The organism is Lentzea rhizosphaerae (genome assembly GCF_042649515.1).
Taxonomy (GTDB): Bacteria; Actinomycetota; Actinomycetes; order Mycobacteriales; family Pseudonocardiaceae; genus Lentzea; species Lentzea aerocolonigenes.
Window position 1 is genome coordinate 57,065 of the sequence record NZ_JBHRZI010000007.1, and the last position, 15,970, is coordinate 73,034.

Annotated in this window: 18 protein-coding genes; 9 read left to right on the forward strand and 9 right to left on the reverse strand. The window is 70.5% G+C overall.

All coding sequences use genetic code 11. The features are described 5' to 3' along the window. Positions 1-11 precede the first annotated feature (11 nt). The 4 genes from ACFOWZ_RS04850 to ACFOWZ_RS04865 all read right to left on the reverse strand — a co-directional run bounded on the left by ACFOWZ_RS04850 (position 12) and on the right by ACFOWZ_RS04865 (position 4,249). Positions 12-2,273 (reverse strand): heavy metal translocating P-type ATPase, encoded by a 2,262-nt coding sequence (locus ACFOWZ_RS04850; protein ID WP_382369320.1) that lies wholly within the window; start codon positions 2,271-2,273, stop codon positions 12-14. Then, a complete protein-coding gene (locus ACFOWZ_RS04855) occupies positions 2,270-2,776 on the reverse strand; it encodes a universal stress protein (RefSeq protein WP_382369323.1) in 507 nt (168 codons plus the stop codon). Before ACFOWZ_RS04855 ends, ACFOWZ_RS04850 begins: the two co-directional genes overlap by 4 nt. A gap of 71 nt (positions 2,777-2,847) precedes the next feature. Beyond that, positions 2,848-4,053 (reverse strand): MgtC/SapB family protein, encoded by a 1,206-nt coding sequence (locus tag ACFOWZ_RS04860; protein ID WP_382369326.1) that lies wholly within the window; start codon positions 4,051-4,053, stop codon positions 2,848-2,850. Positions 4,054-4,057: 4 nt separating this feature from the next. Continuing rightward, positions 4,058-4,249, reverse strand: a complete 192-nt coding sequence (locus ACFOWZ_RS04865) for a DUF1918 domain-containing protein (protein WP_030469857.1) — start codon at positions 4,247-4,249, stop codon at positions 4,058-4,060. Between the two features lie 147 nt (positions 4,250-4,396). On the opposite strand from ACFOWZ_RS04865, the gene ACFOWZ_RS04870 reads away from it, so the two are divergent. Continuing rightward, positions 4,397-4,846 carry a universal stress protein gene (locus ACFOWZ_RS04870; protein ID WP_382369330.1) on the forward strand — a complete coding sequence of 150 codons (450 nt, stop codon included), beginning with the start codon at positions 4,397-4,399 and terminating at the stop codon, positions 4,844-4,846. Positions 4,847-4,917: 71 nt separating this feature from the next. On the opposite strand, the gene ACFOWZ_RS04875 is transcribed toward ACFOWZ_RS04870, so the two are convergent. From ACFOWZ_RS04875 to ACFOWZ_RS04885, 3 genes are read right to left on the reverse strand one after another with little or no spacing between them, the layout of a single operon-like run. Next, entirely contained in the window at positions 4,918-5,796 is an 879-nt protein-coding gene (locus tag ACFOWZ_RS04875) for a universal stress protein (protein WP_382369332.1), read from the reverse strand. After that, entirely contained in the window at positions 5,793-6,365 is a 573-nt protein-coding gene (locus ACFOWZ_RS04880; protein ID WP_382369335.1) for a CBS domain-containing protein, read from the reverse strand. Before ACFOWZ_RS04880 ends, ACFOWZ_RS04875 begins: the two co-directional genes overlap by 4 nt. Next, positions 6,344-7,024: a hypothetical protein gene (locus ACFOWZ_RS04885; protein ID WP_382369338.1), complete on the reverse strand. Its 681-nt coding sequence runs from the start codon at positions 7,022-7,024 to the stop codon at positions 6,344-6,346. The genes ACFOWZ_RS04880 and ACFOWZ_RS04885 overlap by 22 nt, the downstream gene beginning before the upstream one ends. 127 nt (positions 7,025-7,151) lie before the next feature. On the opposite strand from ACFOWZ_RS04885, the gene ACFOWZ_RS04890 reads away from it, so the two are divergent. The 3 genes from ACFOWZ_RS04890 to ACFOWZ_RS04900 all read left to right on the forward strand — a co-directional run bounded on the left by ACFOWZ_RS04890 (position 7,152) and on the right by ACFOWZ_RS04900 (position 8,384). Further along, positions 7,152-7,421, forward strand: a complete 270-nt coding sequence (locus tag ACFOWZ_RS04890; protein WP_382369341.1) for a DUF1876 domain-containing protein — start codon at positions 7,152-7,154, stop codon at positions 7,419-7,421. A gap of 10 nt (positions 7,422-7,431) precedes the next feature. Beyond that, positions 7,432-7,650 carry an SHOCT domain-containing protein gene (locus ACFOWZ_RS04895; protein WP_382369344.1) on the forward strand — a complete coding sequence of 73 codons (219 nt, stop codon included), beginning with the start codon at positions 7,432-7,434 and terminating at the stop codon, positions 7,648-7,650. Between the two features lie 80 nt (positions 7,651-7,730). Beyond that, positions 7,731-8,384 (forward strand): response regulator, encoded by a 654-nt coding sequence (locus tag ACFOWZ_RS04900; protein WP_382369347.1) that lies wholly within the window; start codon positions 7,731-7,733, stop codon positions 8,382-8,384. A gap of 145 nt (positions 8,385-8,529) precedes the next feature. Here the strand turns inward: ACFOWZ_RS04900 and ACFOWZ_RS04905 are convergent, their stop codons facing one another. Continuing rightward, on the reverse strand, positions 8,530-10,209 hold the full coding sequence (locus ACFOWZ_RS04905) for a GAF domain-containing sensor histidine kinase (RefSeq protein ID WP_382369350.1): 1,680 nt from the start codon (positions 10,207-10,209) through the stop codon (positions 8,530-8,532). 139 nt (positions 10,210-10,348) lie between these two features. Between ACFOWZ_RS04905 and ACFOWZ_RS04910 the strand changes: the two genes are divergently transcribed. Then, positions 10,349-11,353, forward strand: coding sequence for an Acg family FMN-binding oxidoreductase (locus ACFOWZ_RS04910; protein ID WP_382369353.1), 1,005 nt, complete (start codon positions 10,349-10,351; stop codon positions 11,351-11,353). 5 nt (positions 11,354-11,358) lie between these two features. Here the strand turns inward: ACFOWZ_RS04910 and ACFOWZ_RS04915 are convergent, their stop codons facing one another. Continuing rightward, positions 11,359-12,732 carry an MBL fold metallo-hydrolase RNA specificity domain-containing protein gene (locus tag ACFOWZ_RS04915; protein ID WP_382369356.1) on the reverse strand — a complete coding sequence of 458 codons (1,374 nt, stop codon included), beginning with the start codon at positions 12,730-12,732 and terminating at the stop codon, positions 11,359-11,361. A gap of 153 nt (positions 12,733-12,885) precedes the next feature. On the opposite strand from ACFOWZ_RS04915, the gene ACFOWZ_RS04920 reads away from it, so the two are divergent. Genes ACFOWZ_RS04920 through ACFOWZ_RS04935 form a run of 4 tightly spaced genes read left to right on the forward strand, consistent with a single transcriptional unit; the run spans position 12,886 to position 15,796 of the window. Further along, on the forward strand, positions 12,886-13,578 hold the full coding sequence (locus ACFOWZ_RS04920; RefSeq protein ID WP_382369359.1) for a universal stress protein: 693 nt from the start codon (positions 12,886-12,888) through the stop codon (positions 13,576-13,578). Next, positions 13,526-14,119, forward strand: a complete 594-nt coding sequence (locus ACFOWZ_RS04925) for a hypothetical protein (RefSeq protein ID WP_382369362.1) — start codon at positions 13,526-13,528, stop codon at positions 14,117-14,119. The genes ACFOWZ_RS04920 and ACFOWZ_RS04925 overlap by 53 nt, the downstream gene beginning before the upstream one ends. Further along, positions 14,116-15,006: an ABC transporter ATP-binding protein gene (locus tag ACFOWZ_RS04930; RefSeq protein ID WP_382369365.1), complete on the forward strand. Its 891-nt coding sequence runs from the start codon at positions 14,116-14,118 to the stop codon at positions 15,004-15,006. The genes ACFOWZ_RS04925 and ACFOWZ_RS04930 overlap by 4 nt, the downstream gene beginning before the upstream one ends. Continuing rightward, the gene (locus ACFOWZ_RS04935) at positions 14,996-15,796 is read left to right on the forward strand and encodes an ABC transporter permease subunit (RefSeq protein WP_382369368.1); all 801 of its coding nucleotides are present in this window, start codon (positions 14,996-14,998) and stop codon (positions 15,794-15,796) included. The genes ACFOWZ_RS04930 and ACFOWZ_RS04935 overlap by 11 nt, the downstream gene beginning before the upstream one ends. Positions 15,797-15,970 lie beyond the last annotated feature (174 nt).

Consider the following 15,970-nt stretch of genomic DNA (forward strand, 5'->3'; position numbering starts at 1 on the left):
TCGATCCTTCCTCAGCGCGGGTCCGCGAGCACGAAGTAGCTTTCTTCTTCCTGCGCGAAGTGCAGGCGCAGCACGGCGTCCAGGCCGTAGAGGGTGGCGCGCAGATCGTCCACCTGGTCGGCGGTCATGCCGTCCTGCTCGGCGAGATGACGCCCGAGCCGGCGCGTCAGTCGTTCGATCTCGGCGTGGCCGCGGCTCATGGGGACCGTCGCGTGCTGATCGCGGAACTCCTCCGACAACGCCGGGTAGAGCTCGTGTTCTTCGGCGCGTTCGTGAGGCAGGAGCCGCTCGGTGACCAGCTGGTGAGCGTGCCGCGCGGCCTGTGCCGCCTCCGGCGTCATACCGCCGTGCAGCCCGTCCGCGGCCACGCGGACCGCGTCCCGCACGTCCTGCAGCACCGCGTGCTCCGCGTCGAACCGGGCCAGCAGCCTGGTCGTCTCCGGTCGCATCCTCCTGCGCCGCAACGGAAGAAGTGCGCGCAGCGAGTAGAGGATCACCGCGACGTCGATCCCCTCCTGAACGAACGCACCACCGACCGCGGGCAGGAACCCGAAGGCGGCGAACCCCATCGCGACGAGCGCCAGACCCATGCCGGCCGCCGCGCTCTGCAGGGCGATTCGCTTGGCGTGTGCGGCGATCTCCACTCCGTCGGCGAGCCGGTCGATGCGGTCGTCCAGGATGATCGCGTCCGCTGCCTGAGCCGCCGCCGCGCTACCGCGGTTTCCCAACGCCACTCCGACATCGGCGGCGGCGAGCGCTGGTGCGTCGTTGATGCCGTCACCGACCATCACGGTGACGCCGCCGGACCGTTCCTCCCGGACCCGCGCGACCTTGTCCTCGGGGGTGCACCGCGCCACCACGTCGTCGAGCCCGAGCATCCCGGAGACGTCGTGGGCGACTGCCGGACGGTCTCCCGTCAGCATGACCACTCGGCGCAGACCGGCCGCCCGCAGCCGTCGCACAGTCCTGCCGGCCTCGCGGCGCAACGGATCGCGGAGCAGCAGTGCGCCGACGAACTCGCCGTCGGCCTTCACCCACACCGGCGTCGCCGCATCCAGCCGGGCCTTCGCGGCGACCGCGCGTTCCCAGTCCTCGGCGGGTTCCTCGTCCCGAGCGCCGACGAAGACCGCCGACAGCCCGACGCGCCCGCCGACACCGTGACCGGGCCACTCGTGCACGTCCCGCGCCGGCTCCACGGGCAGTCCGGCCGTCCTCGCGGCCTCGACCACGGCCGATGCCAGGGCGTGGGCGGAGAGTTGCTCGACGGAGGCCGCGATGCCCAGAACCCCGGGGGCCGTCCAGCCGGGGGCCGGAACGACGTCCACCACCACGGGCCGGCCGACCGTCACGGTGCCGGTCTTGTCGAGCACCGCCACCTGCGCGCTGCCCAACGCCTCCAGCGCCTGGCCGTCCCGCAGCACGACACCGACGCGTGCGGCGCGCGACATGCCCGCGGTGATCGCGACCGGCACGGCGAGCAGCAACGGGCACGGGGTCGCGGTCACCAGCACCGCCACCGCCCGCGTCAGATCGCCGGTCAGGACGGTGGCCAGCCCGGCCACCAGCACGGCGACGGGCAGGAACACCGCGGCGATGCGGTCCGCGACCCGCACGACGGGCGCGCTCATGGCCGCCGCTTCCTCGGCCAGCCTGACGACTCCCGCGTAGGTGCTCTCCTGTGCGGTCGCGGTGGCCCGCACGTCGACCGCGGCTCCGACGACCAGAACGCCGCTGCGCACCCGTTCTCCGCGCAGCCGGTTGACCGGATCCGGCTCACCGGTCAGCGCGGACTCGTCGAACGTGGCGTCACCGAGCAGGACCCCGTCCACGGGCACGACCTCGCCGGGCCGCACCACGACCTCGTCGCCGGGCACGACTTCGTCCACCTCGACGGCACGCAGCCCGTCGAGCTGCCGCACGTGGGTCTGCCTCGGCGCCCGCTCCAGGAGCGCGCTCAGGTCGCGGCGAGCCCTGCGCCGCGCGTAATCGTCCAGCGCGTGCCCGGTCCCGACCATGACGGCCACGACCGCGCCCGCGAGGTACTCGCCGACCACGAGCGTGCCGACGAGAGCGAGGACCGCGAGCACGTCGGCGCCGAACCGCTTGGCGCGCAGGTCCTCGACGACCCACCACACGGCGGGCACGACGGCCGCCGCGGTCGCGACGGCCCACCAGATCCGCGCGCTCTGCGGATCCTGAAGCCACACCAGCCCGCCCGCGACGGCGGCGAGCACCACCGCGGTCAGGAAGATGTGGCCGGCTCGTGCTTTCACAGCAACGGGCCGGGGGTCAGCGGCACGGCGGCTTCGGCGGCAGGACGCTCTTCCTGCTCCGTTTCGGGCGCGCGGATCACGACCACCGGGCAGGAGGCGTGGTGCACGCAGTACGAACTGACCGAGCCGAGGATCGCCTCGACGATCGTGCTGTGGCCGCGGTTGCCGACCACGAGCAGCTCAGCGTCTTTCGAAGCCTCGACCAGCGCGGTTCGCGGATCGGCCTCGACGAGGACCGGGCGGACCTCGACGCCTTCGAAGCCTTCCACCGCCTGGTCCAGCCCGGCCTGGGCCGCCGCACGCATCGCCTCCGGCGACATCGAGATGACCACCTCGGCCGACACCGCACCGATGACGAACCCGTAGTCCGGGTGCCACGCGGTGACCGCGTCGACCCGGCACCCACGCCGCCGAGCGTCCTCCACGGCCCATTCCAACGCCGCCCGCGCGGCGGCCGATCCGTCCACGCCGACCACCACGGGCCGGGATTCGTTCTCGCTCATGCACTTGAGCCTCCCGGCCGGCGTGATCAGCAGTGAGTGGCCCGAGTCCCGTGCGGTGCGGGACCTTCGTCCTACCAGGCGACGCCGAGTGCCACTGCGACGACGACCGGCGCCAGCCACGCGGCGAGCTTCACCGCGAACCCCGGTCCACCGGCCACCGCGGCGAGCACGAGCTTCACGACCGTGTTCGTGGCGAGCGCGGCACCACAGGCCAGCACCGCCGTGTGCACGGGAATGGCCTGCGGCGCGAGGGACGCGGCGGCGATGGCAGCAGCGTCCGCCAGCCCGCCGAGCGCGCCTGCGGCCACCACTCCCCCGCCACCCAACCATTCGGCCGCCGCGCGGGTGATCACCAGGAACAACACCAGGATCCCGGCCAGCGTCAACGCCGCCCTGATCGACATCGGTCTGCTGACCACCGGTTCGTCGTCGGCTTCCGCAGGCTTGGTGCGCCACACGAGCCAGGCCACCTCCACCAGCAGCACCACTGCGCCGGCGCCGACCGCGGGCAGCAGCCGCAGGGCGACCGGCGGGCTCGCCACCGCCGTCACCGCGACGATCTGCGCGAGCGTGGCCAGGTTCACCGCCACGGCACCGGGAAACGCCGCCGCGCCGACGGCCCGGTACTTGCGGCCCATCACCGCCGTCGTCGCCGACCCGGACACGAAGCCCCCGGCGAACCCGGTGACCAGGAGGCCCCAGCGCTGCCCGAACGCCCGCGCGGACACGTACCCGGCCCAGCCGATCACCGTGACGGCGATGACGAGCCACCACACCCTCGTCGGGTTCAGCACGCCGTACGGCCCCAGCGGCCGATCCGGCAGCAACGGCAGCACCACGAACGCGACGACGAACAGGATCATCGCGTCGCGGACGTCCTGGTCGCTCACGACCTTGCGGGCGAAGCGGTGCAACGGCCGTTTCGCCGCGAGCAGCGCGGCCACCACCACACCGACAGGTACGGCGAGCTCGGGCCGCTGCCAGGCCAGCGCGCCCAGGAGAAAGGTCGTGATGGCCGCGATCTCGGTCGTCGCGCCGGGTTCCGCGGTCCGCAGGTACCAGGCGATCACCAGCGCGGCGACGGCCACGAGCGCGACGCCCAGGAGGACCGGTGACACCGCGGCGCTCACCGCACCGGCCAGGGCGATCAGCGGGAACGTCCGCGAGCCCGCCGGTCGCACCGAGTCGCGCGCGTTGTCGTGCTCGCGTTCGACACCCAGCAGGAGGCCGATCGCGAGTGCCGTCGCGAGGTGCCCCAGCGCGACCGCCGTGTTCACGGGCTCAGCCCGCGGCCTTCACGACGTGCGCGTCCGGTCCCGGGAAGACCAGGGTCTCGTGCTCGGAGTCCAGCCACCGCACCAGGTACGGCGGCGTGCCGTCCTCGTGCCTGACCTCCGTGATCAGCCCACGCCGACCGCCGTGGTCGATCACCGGTCCCTCCACGACCAGCCAGTCACCGGCTTCGGCCTTCATGGCCCACCTCCTACTCGAGTTCCTTCGAGGGTTCGCCACGGCCGAGCGCACGAGCAGGGCGAATGGGCTCGCCCGAGTCATGACGTTGGTCCCTGCCAGCCGCCGTGGAGGGACGGTCACGCTCGTGATGAGCGATGGGAGGAGACGATGAGGACACCGGTGATCGTGGTCGGCGTGGACGGTTCCGGCCAGTCGAACGCCGCGCTGCGGTGGGCGCTGGAGGAGTCGGCGCGCCGCGGCGCCAGGGTGGAGGCGGTGCTGACCTACTTCCACGAGCCGGTGTTCGTGCCGGCGACCTTGATGGGTCTGAACCCGTACGGCGAAAGGCCGCAACGCCACCCCGCACAGGAACTGCACGCCAACGTGGAGCTCGTGCGCGCGTCGCTGCCCGACGCACCAACCGTCACCGAAGTCGTCGAGGTGGGCGACGCGGCGGACCACCTGATCGAGGCCTCCCGGCACGCCGACCTGCTCGTGATCGGGACCCGCGGCCACGGCAGGGTCGCCGGAGCGGTGCTGGGCGGGGTAGCCCAGAAGTGCCTGCACGGCGCTGAATGCCCGGTGGTGGTAATCCCACCGCGTGCCGCCACGAAATGAGGTCGATGAAGGGAACCTTCATCCACCTGAGGTGGAAGAAGGTTCCCTTCATCGACGTTGGGGCGTTGCTCTCACTCAGCGGGCCGGACGATGGCCAACGGGCAGGGCGCGTGGTACACGAGCGCCTGGCTCGTCGACCCGAGCAGCATGCCGGCGAACCCGCCGTGCCCGTGGCTGCCCACGACCACGAGCTGCGCCTCCGCGCCGTACCGCAGGAGAGCCCGCACCGGACGGTCCCGCAGCACCACGCGGTGAACGGCGACGTCCGGGTACTTCTCCTGCCACCCGGCCAGCCGTTGAGCCAGCAGCCGCTGTTCCTCGCCCTCGACCTGGCCCCAGTCCACCGTGAACCGCGACGCGCTGTACGCGCTCTCCACCATGAAGTCCTGCCAGCACATGATCGCGGTCAACGGGCAGCCGCGCATCGAGGCCGCCTCGAACGCGAACGCCAGCGCGGCCTCGCTCGTCGGCGAACCGTCCACACCGACCACCACCGGACCGTCCGGCACCGAGGTGCCGCGGACGACGACTGTCGGGCACTTCCCGTGCGCGGCGAGTGCCAGCGCGGTCGAGCCCACCAGCAGGCCGGTGACGTTGCCGAGGCCCTGGGAACCCAGCACCACCAGCCGGGCGTCGCGCGACTCCTGGATCAGCAGATGCGTCCCGCTGTCGTTGAGGACCTCGGTCGTCACCTCGACGTCCGGTGCGGCGGCGCGGGCTGCGGCGACCGCTTCGGCGAGCCAGCCCTGCGACTGGTCCTCGATGGCCTTCCGGATCTCGTTGCCGGTCATGATGATCTCCGGGTATCCCCTGACCGGCAGGGAGTACCCGTGCACGAGCCTCAGCGGCACGTGGTGGCGGGCGCATTCGTCGGCAGCCCACTTCACCGCCGCCAGCGCCGACGACGAGCCGTCGACACCGACCACGACGGGCGCGTCGGGTCCCTTCATCGCTTTCCCTCCGTCAGCACGCGTACACGCAGCACTCCGGGAACCGACCCGGCGAGTGCGCTGATCACGCGTTCGGTCTCGTCGTCGGCGGCTTCTCCGCCGACCACCGCTTCGCCGTCCTGCACCACTACCGTCCACTTGCGACTACCGCCGCTGTAGAGGTCCAGCATCCGCTGGGCTTCGGCCGACACGGTCGTGTCCGTGCGGGCGAGGACCCGCACGAGGTCGCGCCGGGTGACCACGCCGACGACCTGTGAGCCGTCGACGATCGGCACGCAGCGGATGCGGTCGTCCACGAACACGCGGGCGATCACGGCGCCCTGCGCGCCGGCGTCCATCGCGACGGCGGGAGAGGTCATCACCTCGCCCACCGTCTTGCCGCTCGCCTCGTCGACGTAGCCGTTGCGCAGCAGGTCCGCCTCGGTGACGATCCCGACGAGCCGCTTGTCGTCGTCGACCACCGGCAGAGCGGTGAACCCGTGCGACACGAGCAGCGCCGCGGCGCCGCGCACGGGCACGTCCGGTGTCACCGTGATGGCCGGACTGGTCATGATGTCGCTAGCACGCATGGCGCTTCTTCCTTCCGGTCCTTGGCACCCACGAGCAGCAACGCCTGGGGGAAGCCCGCCAGCTCGTGACGTTCGATCAGCCCGGCCCGCCACTCCTGCCGGTGCATCAGGTGGATCACCGGGCGGACCCGCAGTCCCGCGGACCGCGCCGCGAGAACCGCCGCCTGCAACGCGGCACCACCTCGCACGTGGTCCGGCCGACCGTCGCCGACCGTCACGACGACGAGGGTGTCGTCGTCGACCGGGTGCAGCTCGGTCCCCGCCCAGTGGTTGGCGGACACGAGATTCCTTGCTTCACCGTCCCCGGTGCCGTCGGACAGCCGTGTCGCCTGGTGCTGGGCGAGCTCACGGGGATCCGGCGGTTGCCGCCGGTCGGCCTTCACGACCGCGATCAGATCGGGGTTCGCGTGGTCGGACGGGAACACCACCTTGGCGTGCCAGCCGGCGGCCCGGACGGCGAGCACGATGTGCTCCAGCGCCGCGCCGCAGGTGAGCAACCTGTCCATGCCGAGCGGGTCGTGCGAGGACCTGTGCCGGACCTCGTAGAGGTACACCGACCGGTTGTGCAGCTCGAGCACCCAGGGTTTGCCCGGGCTGTACACGGGCGCACTCCTGGCCGCATCCACGATTTCCGCCGCCTCCGCGGCACTCCAGCGCATGCTTCGACGATCCGGTGCACGGCGGTGCGCCGGACAGAGCGGAGGGTCTCGCCCGGTGCGGGACGTTGGACTCTGCGAGCGGGTGCGGGCCGCGTTCCAAGCTGGGATCCCCGGACGAGGAGGTTCCATGAGCACCGCCAAGAAGTGGTCCGTCGAGATCCACATCGACGAGCACGAGTCGCGCACCAGGGCGGAGGCACGCCTGCACACCGCGGACAAGACGCACCTGGTCGGCACCGGACTGGCCCGGCTCAACCCCGCGGACCACGACGTTCCGGAGATCGGTGACGAGCTCGCGGCGTCGCGCGCGCTCTCCGACCTCGCGCACCAGCTGCTGGACGCGGCCGCGAACGACATCGAGGGCGTCACCCGCACCCCGGCACAGCTGAGCGAGTGAGGAGCGGACGATGTACTACGGCACCCCGATGGGCTGGGGCGGCTTCGTGGTGATGGCGCTGGGCATGGTCGTGTTCTGGAGCGTGCTGCTCACTGTCGTCGTGCTGCTGGTCCGCCGTCGTGACGAGCACGGTGGCTCGGCGCTGCGGATACTCGAGGATCGGCTGGCCAGAGGTGAGATCGACACCGACGAGTTCGACCGCGTCCGCAAGGCGCTGCGTTCTCGTTGATCAGAGTCTTTGGTCCCTGTGTCGGTTCGCTCGCGGAGAGGATCGTTCCATTCGACGTCGTTGAGCGAGAGGTGGTAGCGGTGGTCGCGCGTGTCTTCCTGGTGGACGACCACGAGGTGGTCCGCGTCGGCATCAGAGAACTGCTCAGCGCCTCGGAGGACCTCGATGTCGTCGGCGAGGCCTCCTCGGTCACCGAGGCGCTCACCAGGGTGCCCGCGGTGGCGCCCGATGTCGCCGTGCTCGACGTGCGGCTGCCGGACGGCAACGGCATCGAGCTGTGCCGGGAGCTGATGTCCCGGCTGCCCGACCTCAAGTGCCTGATGCTCACCTCGTTCACCGACGACGAGGCGTTGTTCGACGCGATCATGGCGGGCGCGTCCGGGTTCGTCCTCAAGCGGATCGTCGGCTCCGACCTGACCAACGCGGTCAAGACGGTCGCCGCCGGGCAGTCGTTGCTCGACGCGAGGTCGACCTCGGCCCTGCTGAACCGGATCCGCCGCGAACGCGAGAGCGGCGACCCGGTCCGGATGCTCACCGAACAGGAGCGCACGGTGCTCGACCTGATCGGCGAGGGTCTCACGAACAAGCAGATCGCGGACAAGATGTTCCTCGCCGAGAAGACGGTCAAGAACTACGTGTCACACCTGCTCGCCAAGCTCGGGCTGGAACGCCGCACCCAGGCCGCCGTGCTCGCGTCGAAGCTCGTCAAGCCCGCGCCGACCGAAGAGGGCTAGGTCCTGTGTCGTGAATCAACCGCCAAAGTCGTGTCCTGTTGTTTTGGCGCGAAAAGCACGTTCGGGCCGCTAGATGGCCCGAACGTGCTTTTCGCGCCAAAAAATATGTCCGGTATGTCTGACCCGCTTGGCTTCGATACAGGCGCTAGTCCAGCGGCACCCGCCACGTCACCCGCGTGCCGCCGCCGGGTTCGTCCGCGACGGTGCAGGAGCCGCCGCAGCCGACCGCACGCTGCTCGAGGTTGCGCAGACCGCTGCGGGCGACCTGCGGCGGCATGCCGACACCGTTGTCCACCATGCTGATGACCAACGCGTCACCAGCCTCGACGGTGAGGGTCAGGTCCGTCGCCCGCGAATGGCGCAGCGCGTTGCTGACCAGCTCCCTCACCACGGCTTCCGCGTGGTCACCGATGTGGTCCGGCACGAGGTTGTCGATCGTGCCGCTCATCCTCACGGCAGGCGTCAGCGCGGCACCCTCGGTCAGCTCGGCCACGATGTCGAGCAACCGCCGACGCAGCCCCAGGTCGTCGTCAGCGGCCTGCAGGTCGAAGATCGACGTGCGGATCTCCAACACCGTCTCGTCGAGGCTGTTGACGGCTTTCTGCACCCGCCGCCTGACCTCGGGGTGTGTCGCCCAGGTCAGTGAGCCCTGCAAGCTCATGCCGGTGGCGAACAGCCGTTGGATCACGTGGTCGTGCAGGTCGCGAGCGATCCGGTCGCGGTCCTCCAGCACGTCCACCAGACGTCTCGCCTTCTGGTTCTCCCCGAACTCCAGTGCCACCACCGTCTGGTCAGCCAGGGACGCGAGCAGCGGAACCAGGTCCGGTCCGAACGGCACCGCGCCCTTCTCCCGGACCGTCACCAGCAGGCCGGTCACCGCCGTGCCCGCGCGCATCGGGACGACCACACACGCGGCGAGCTCCGTGCCGGGCGAACCGAACAGCCCCTCGAGGTCCTCCACCAGCATCGGCGCACCCGAGGCGAGCACGTCGGCGAGAACCGTCTCCGAGGGATCGATCGCGCCCTCGACCAACGACGCCCCTGCCTGGGCAATGGCGCGCAGCCGCTGGTCAGGGCCGTCGGCGAGCAACACCGAGACGTTGTTCGCAGCCGCCAGCTCCAAGCACCGGTGGACGATGAGCTCAAGCGCGTCCTCGGCGGAGGCGCCGCCCAGCAGCAGCGAGTTGATCTCCGCGGTGGCTTCCAGCCACCGCTCGCGCAGCCGTGACCGTTCGAAGAGCCTGGCGTTCTCGACCGCAACGCCGGCAGCTGCCGCGAGTGCCTCCAGGACCACCTCGTCATCAGGGGTGAAGTCGGTTCCGTCGGTCTTCTCGGTCATGTAGAGGTTGCCGAACACCTCGTCGCGCACGCGCACCGGCACGCCGAGGAAGCTGTGCATCGGTGGGTGGTTGGGCGGGAAACCGACCGAGGCGGCGTGCTCGCTGAGGTCGTGCAGCCGGATCGCTCGCGGTTCCTTGATCAACAGGCCGAGCAGGCCCTTTCCCTCCGGCAGGTGGCCCATGTGAGCCCGCGTCTCCGGGTCGATGCCCACGTACACGAACTGGGAGAGGTTGTCCCGCTGGCCGAGCACGCCCAGCGCGCCGTAACGAGCCCCGACGAGCTCGACAGCAGCCTGGACGATGCGTTGCAGGGTCGAGTCGAGCTCCAGGCCGGCGCCGACCGCGAGCACCGCGTCGAGCAAGCCCTGCATCTTGTCCCGTGTCGAACCGATCTCGGCCAGCCGCTCGCGCATCTCGTCGAGCAGGTCGTCGAGCCTGAGCCCTCCCAGGAGGCTGCGTGACTGGTTCTCTGCTGCACCCGTCATGGGTCGAAGCCTGGCACGTGAGTTGTTGCGCCGCCAAGCATCCCTGCCAGGTAGGGACCTTCGGCGGTGGGGCCTGTTCGGCGATCGGGTGACAGTTGCGACACCGGGTTCAGCAAGCAGGGCAACGGGAGTGTGAGGAATGGTTCAGGTGATCGCGGCGTTGGGACTCGCACCGGAGCAGGTGGAGGCAGCGCTGCGATCCGCGTCGCTCGCCCCGTCCGTGCACAACAGCCAGCCGTGGCGGTTCCGGGTGCTGCCCGACCGCATCGAGCTGCACCCCGACCTCGGCCGCAGGCTTCCCGCCACGGATCCGGAGGATCGCGAGCTGCGCCTGTCCTGCGGCGCCGCGCTGTTCAACCTGCGACTTGCGCTGCAGGGATTCGGAGTGCGCCCGCTCGTCACGATCATGCCGGGCCACCCGGCGCCTGGCGCGCTGGCGATCGTCCGCCGCGTCGGTGGTCTCACACCCGACGACGAGATGCGGGCTCTGCTCAAGGCCGTTCCGCAGCGCCGCACCAACCGGCGGCCGTTCTTCGAGTCCGGGGTGGACGCGCGGCACGCGTACGCCATGGTGCGAGCGGCTCAACTCGAACGATCGTGGCTGCACATCGTCGGATCCCGCGAGGAGGTCGCCCGGATGAAGGACTTCGTGCGCCGCGCTCACCGGACCCAGCAGAACAACCCCGACGTGCAGGCCGAACTCGGCGCCTTCACCGGGCACAGGCCCGACGCCACCGACGGTGTGCCGCCCGCGTCGGCGGGCTTCCACCCCGAGGCGCAGGACGAGTGGGCGTTCCGCGACTTCCACCCCGGGCACAAGCACGAACGCCTGTCCGGAAAGGACTACGAGTCCAACCCTCTGGTCGCGGTCGTGTGCTCGCACCACGAAGGCCCGCTCGGCGAGATCCAGGCGGGCCAGGCGATGCAGCGGGTGCTGCTCACCGCCACCACGCTCGGCCTGTCCGCGTCCTTCATGTCCCAGCCGATCGAGGTCCGCACCGTGCGAGAGGAACTGCGCCGTGCGTTGGGCGGCGTGCTCGTGCCCCAGGCCGTGCTGCGCCTGGGCTTCAGCACGCCGGTCCCCGCCACGCCGCGACGACCGGTCGCTGAACTGCTGATGGAGCCGACGACCTCGACGAGCTGAGCGGGTCACACCAGGACCCGCTCACCGTCCTTCGGCACGACCGCGGTCCACCCGTGCTCGGTCTCCAGCCTGTCCGCCAGCAACGCGGCACTCTCCGGTTCGCCGTGCACGACGTAGGTGGTGGCCGGGGCGGGTCCGCTGGTCGCCCACGCCATCAGCTCGTCCGCGTCGGCGTGCGCGCTGAACGCGTCGAGCACCTGGACCTCGGCCTTCACCGGCACGTACCGGCCGTGGATCTTGATCTCGCGGGCGCCGTCGACCAGAGAGCGTGCCCGCGTGCCGACCGCCGCGTAGCCGACGATCAGGACCGTGTGCCTGGTGTTGGGCAACATGTGCTTCAGGTGGTGGAGCACCCGGCCGCCGGTGGCCATGCCGGACGCGGAGATGATGATCGACGGCTTCTTCGGGTCGTTGGCCTGCATCGACTGGGCCGCGGTGTGCAGCTCCGCGAGCTGACCGGGGTCGAAGGCGTCCTCGCCGTTCATCAGCTCGGGACGGATCTCCGGCCAGCTCTTCGCCACGGCCTGCCGGTAGACCCGCAGCGAGGCCAGGGCCATCGGGCTGTCCACGAACACGGGCAGGTCGGGAATCTCCCCCGCCCGCACCAGCTTGGCGAGCTCGATGAGGATCACCTCGGTGCGGTCCACCGCGAACGCGGGGATCAGCACGCTGCCACCGCGTGCGGCCGTGCGCCGGATGGTCTCCGCGAACAACGCCGTCGCCGCGGCGTCGTCGTGCGGGCGGTCGCCATAGGTCGACTCGATCAGCAACGCGTCGCAGGCCGGTCTGGGCTGCGGTGACCGCAGCACCCGGTGCGCGGGCCTGCCGAGGTCACCGCTCACGACCACGCTCCGGTCGCCCAGCGTCAGATGAGCCCACGCGGAGCCGAGGATGTGGCCGGCGCGGCCGAACTCCAGGTCGACGCCGTCGGCGATGGACCGGGGCGCTTCGAAGTCGATCGGCCGGAACAGCTTGGTGGCGCGCTCCGCGTCGGCCGCGTCGTACAACGGCAGTGCGGGCTTGTGCTTGGACCAACCGGACTCGTTGGCCTGGCGTGCTTCCTCCACCATCAGGTGCGCGCTGTCGGCCAGCACGATCGCGGCCAGGTCGGCGGTGCCCTCGGTGGTGAACACGGGTCCACGCCACCCGTGCCGCACCAGCACCGGCAGGTAGCCGCTGTGGTCCAGGTGAGCGTGGGTGAGCACGACCGCGTCGAGCCGATCGAGGTCCAGCGGAGGCTGCTGCCAGTTGCGGCGCCGCAACGGTGCCAGCCCCTGGAACAACCCGCAGTCCACCAGGACCTGCGACCTGCCGGTGTCGAACAGGAACTTGCTTCCGGTGACCGTGCCGGTGCCGCCGAGAAACGTCAGCGTGCTCATCGTCGTGCCTCCTCGTGCTGGAGACCACACGGTCCTTCCTGAGGGGGCGGTCCACACAGCGGCGCGAGGCCCGCCGACAAGAGGACTTTCGTCCCTCACAGATGGCCACCCTTCGCACTGGGAACGACTTTCGCGCAAGGCGACCGTGAAGGCATGGAACCTGTCGTGGTGATCGCAGACGGCTCCCCGTGGACCGAGGAAGCCGAGCAGTGGGCGGCCGCCCACGCGAAGCTCGTGGACGCCGAAGTCGAAACGCACCTGCCGGGGGACGAATTCCACGCTCAGCTCGTGGTGCTCGCTTACCAGGGCCGCACCGGCTCGGCGCTCGCGCTCGGAAGCCACGTGCTTCCCTTCGTGTGCGCCGTGGGCTGCGACGCGGTGGTGGTGCGAGGTACGACCGCCGCCCGGCGCGGGCTGCACGGGCGCGTCACGGCTCTCGTCAGCGGTGGACCCGACGACGCCGGCGTCCTCGCCCGCGCTGTGGTCTTCGCCAGGAGCCACTGCGCGACGCTCCGGGTTCTCCACGCCGCGCCGCTGCCTGTGCTGCGCCAGGACCTCGACGAAGATCACAGCTGGGTCCTGGACCGCGCGAACGAGCTGCTCGCCGGGTTCCCCCACACCTCCGTGCTCGTGCGCCGGCAGCCGCACGAGGCCATCAGTCGCTGCGCGGACACCGACCTGCTCGTCGTAGGCCCTGGCGAGACCCGTGTGTGCGGCGCCGTGACCAGGGCCGCGCTCCACCACGCCCCTTGCCCCGTGCTCGTGGTGCACCGATCCGTTCAGGAGGAACACCGTGGCGTCCCTTCCCTTCCCGCTCCTCGCCGACCAGTTCGCGCCGAGGTCTGAGTTCGGCCGCACCGACCACGTCGTGGTGGACGCCGATCCGGCCTCGACGTACAAGGCGGTGCACGACCTCGACCTGACCGACCTGCACGGCTTTCTCGTCACTGCTGCCGTGCGTCTGCGCGAGCTGCCCGAACGATGGCGTCAGGACCGCTCTCCCCGGCAGCGCACGCGGTTGACGATCCAGGACCTCGACGCGGGCACCGACTGGGTCGTGCTCGGCGAGAACCCCGGCCACGAGATCGTGTTCGGTGCGATCGGCAAGGCCTGGAAACCCGTCGTGCAGTGGGTGCCCGTCGAGGCGCGGGACTTCATGGACTTCAACGAACCCGGCTACGCCAAGGTCGTCTGCTCGATCTCCGTGCTCCCCTACGGTCAGCGCCGCACGCTCGTCACCGCCGAGATGCGGGTGGTCCTCACCGACCCGCGCGCGTGGCTGCGCTTCCGCCGCTACTGGCGGATCAGCACACCGTTCGTGGGCGTCATCAGCCGCGCGATCCTGCGCACCGTCAAACACTCCGCGGAAACAGGCGGTCTGCGATGAACGTCATCAGCACACGACAGTTGAGCAAGTCCTACGGCACGACCGTCGCGTTGCGGGACCTGGACCTCGAGGTGCGTCCCGGCGAGGTGTACGGGTTGCTCGGGCCCAACGGCGCCGGCAAGACCACCACGCTGCGCCTGCTGATCGACGTCATCAGGCCCACCCGCGGCAGCATCAGGCTCTTCGGCGCGCACATGTCGCCCCGCCTGCGTGGCCGGATCGGCTACCTGCCCGGCGATCTCGTGCTCTACGACCGGTTGACCGGCGCCGACTACCTGGGCTTCTGCGGAGCGTTGCGGGAGCACCCCGACCTCTCCGAGGCGTTGCGGCTGGCCAAGCGCCTCGACCTCGACCTCGACCGGCGCACGGACGAGCTCTCCAAGGGCAACCGGCAGAAGCTCGGGATCGTGCAGGCCTTCGCACACCGGCCAGAGCTCGTGATCCTCGACGAGCCCGCGAGCGGCCTCGACCCGTTGGCGCAGCGGGAGTTCCACACCTACCTGCGCGAGTACGTCGACGGCGGCGGCACGGTGCTGTTCTCCTCGCACGTGCTGTCGGAGGTCGAGCACGTGGCCGACCGCGTCGGCATCCTGCTCGCCGGAAGGCTCGTCGTCGAGGACACCGTCACGTCTTTGAAGGCCAACGCCGTGCGGGAACTCACGTTCACCTTCGGCGAGGAGGTCGCGGCAGCGTCCTTCAGCGGGATTCCCGGTGTGCAGGCGGCGGTTCAGGTCAGCGGCACCGAAATCCGCTGCCGCGTCACCGGCGCGGTCGGCGAACTGGTGCGCACCGCGGCCAGGTTCCCGCTTCTCAACGTCACGAGCCACGAACCCGACCTCGAGGACATCTTCGTCCACTACACCGAGGAGCACTCCGATGACGACTGAGCTCATGACGAAGTCGTTGCGGGACAACCGCGGCAGCACCATCGGCTGGGGCATCGCACTCGTGGCGAGCGTGCTGCTGCAGCTCGCCGTGTACCCCGCCGTGCGGGACGCCGCAGGTGAGTTCGAGAAACTGCTCGAGTCGTACCCGGAGTCGTTCAAGGCGCTCTTCAACGTCGAGCAGTCGCTCGCCAGCGGGGTGGGCTACCTGCAGGGCGAGGTGTTCGGGTTCCTCGCGCCGCTGGTGCTGCTCGGCGTCGCCATCGGCCAGGCCTCCAGAGCGACGGCGGGCGAGGAGAAGGCCCACACGATGGACCTGTTGCTGGCCAATCCGATCTCCCGCACCCGCCTGCTGCTGGACAAGGCGCTCGCGGTGTTCACCTCGACCGCGATCGTCACGGTGGCGTTCGGCGTTGTGCTCGTGGTGGGAAGCAGTGTGGCCGGTCTCGGAGTGCCTTGGCCAGACCTGGTGTGGGCGGTCACGGCGAGTGCGGTGGTGGCGCTGCCGTTCGGCGCTCTGGCCCTGCTCATCGGCGCGCTCATCGGCCGGCCGGGCCTCGCGGTCGCGATCCCGGTCGGGCTCGCTCTGCTGACCTACCTCCTCGACGCCCTCTCCCCGCTGTCAGAAGGGTTGCGGCCGTGGCGGGTGCTCTCGCCGTTCCACCACGCGGCGGTGAACGACGCTCTGACCGGTGACCCGAACTGGCTCGGCCTGGCCGGACTGGTCGTGCTCACCGCGGTTCTCGTCGCGGGTGCGGCGATGGCGTTCGAGCGGCGGGACATCAGGGTCTGAGCTGTTTCCACCCCATGGCCCCGGCAAAGTAACTCGGCCATCGACCATGAACGGCGCTTTTGTGCACCTGACGTGCACAAAAGCGCCGTTCATGGCCTGAGTGCAGCCTGTGGAGGTGTCACTCGCCCAGGACGCGCTCGTGAGGGACTCGAAGAACGCGGGCGGCGACGTGCT

Coding starts and splice junctions, on each gene's coding strand:
- ACFOWZ_RS04855 (WP_382369323.1), bottom strand. CDS start 2,776: ATGAGCGAGAACGAATCCCGGCCCGTGGTGGTCGGCGTGGACGGATCG.
- ACFOWZ_RS04865 (WP_030469857.1), bottom strand. CDS start 4,249: ATGAAGGCCGAAGCCGGTGACTGGCTGGTCGTGGAGGGACCGGTGATC.
- ACFOWZ_RS04870 (WP_382369330.1), top strand. CDS start 4,397: ATGAGGACACCGGTGATCGTGGTCGGCGTGGACGGTTCCGGCCAGTCG.
- ACFOWZ_RS04875 (WP_382369332.1), bottom strand. CDS start 5,796: ATGAAGGGACCCGACGCGCCCGTCGTGGTCGGTGTCGACGGCTCGTCG.
- ACFOWZ_RS04880 (WP_382369335.1), bottom strand. CDS start 6,365: ATGCGTGCTAGCGACATCATGACCAGTCCGGCCATCACGGTGACACCG.
- ACFOWZ_RS04885 (WP_382369338.1), bottom strand. CDS start 7,024: ATGCGCTGGAGTGCCGCGGAGGCGGCGGAAATCGTGGATGCGGCCAGG.
- ACFOWZ_RS04890 (WP_382369341.1), top strand. CDS start 7,152: ATGAGCACCGCCAAGAAGTGGTCCGTCGAGATCCACATCGACGAGCAC.
- ACFOWZ_RS04895 (WP_382369344.1), top strand. CDS start 7,432: ATGTACTACGGCACCCCGATGGGCTGGGGCGGCTTCGTGGTGATGGCG.
- ACFOWZ_RS04905 (WP_382369350.1), bottom strand. CDS start 10,209: ATGACGGGTGCAGCAGAGAACCAGTCACGCAGCCTCCTGGGAGGGCTC.
- ACFOWZ_RS04910 (WP_382369353.1), top strand. CDS start 10,349: ATGGTTCAGGTGATCGCGGCGTTGGGACTCGCACCGGAGCAGGTGGAG.
- ACFOWZ_RS04915 (WP_382369356.1), bottom strand. CDS start 12,732: ATGAGCACGCTGACGTTTCTCGGCGGCACCGGCACGGTCACCGGAAGC.
- ACFOWZ_RS04920 (WP_382369359.1), top strand. CDS start 12,886: ATGGAACCTGTCGTGGTGATCGCAGACGGCTCCCCGTGGACCGAGGAA.
- ACFOWZ_RS04930 (WP_382369365.1), top strand. CDS start 14,116: ATGAACGTCATCAGCACACGACAGTTGAGCAAGTCCTACGGCACGACC.
- ACFOWZ_RS04935 (WP_382369368.1), top strand. CDS start 14,996: ATGACGACTGAGCTCATGACGAAGTCGTTGCGGGACAACCGCGGCAGC.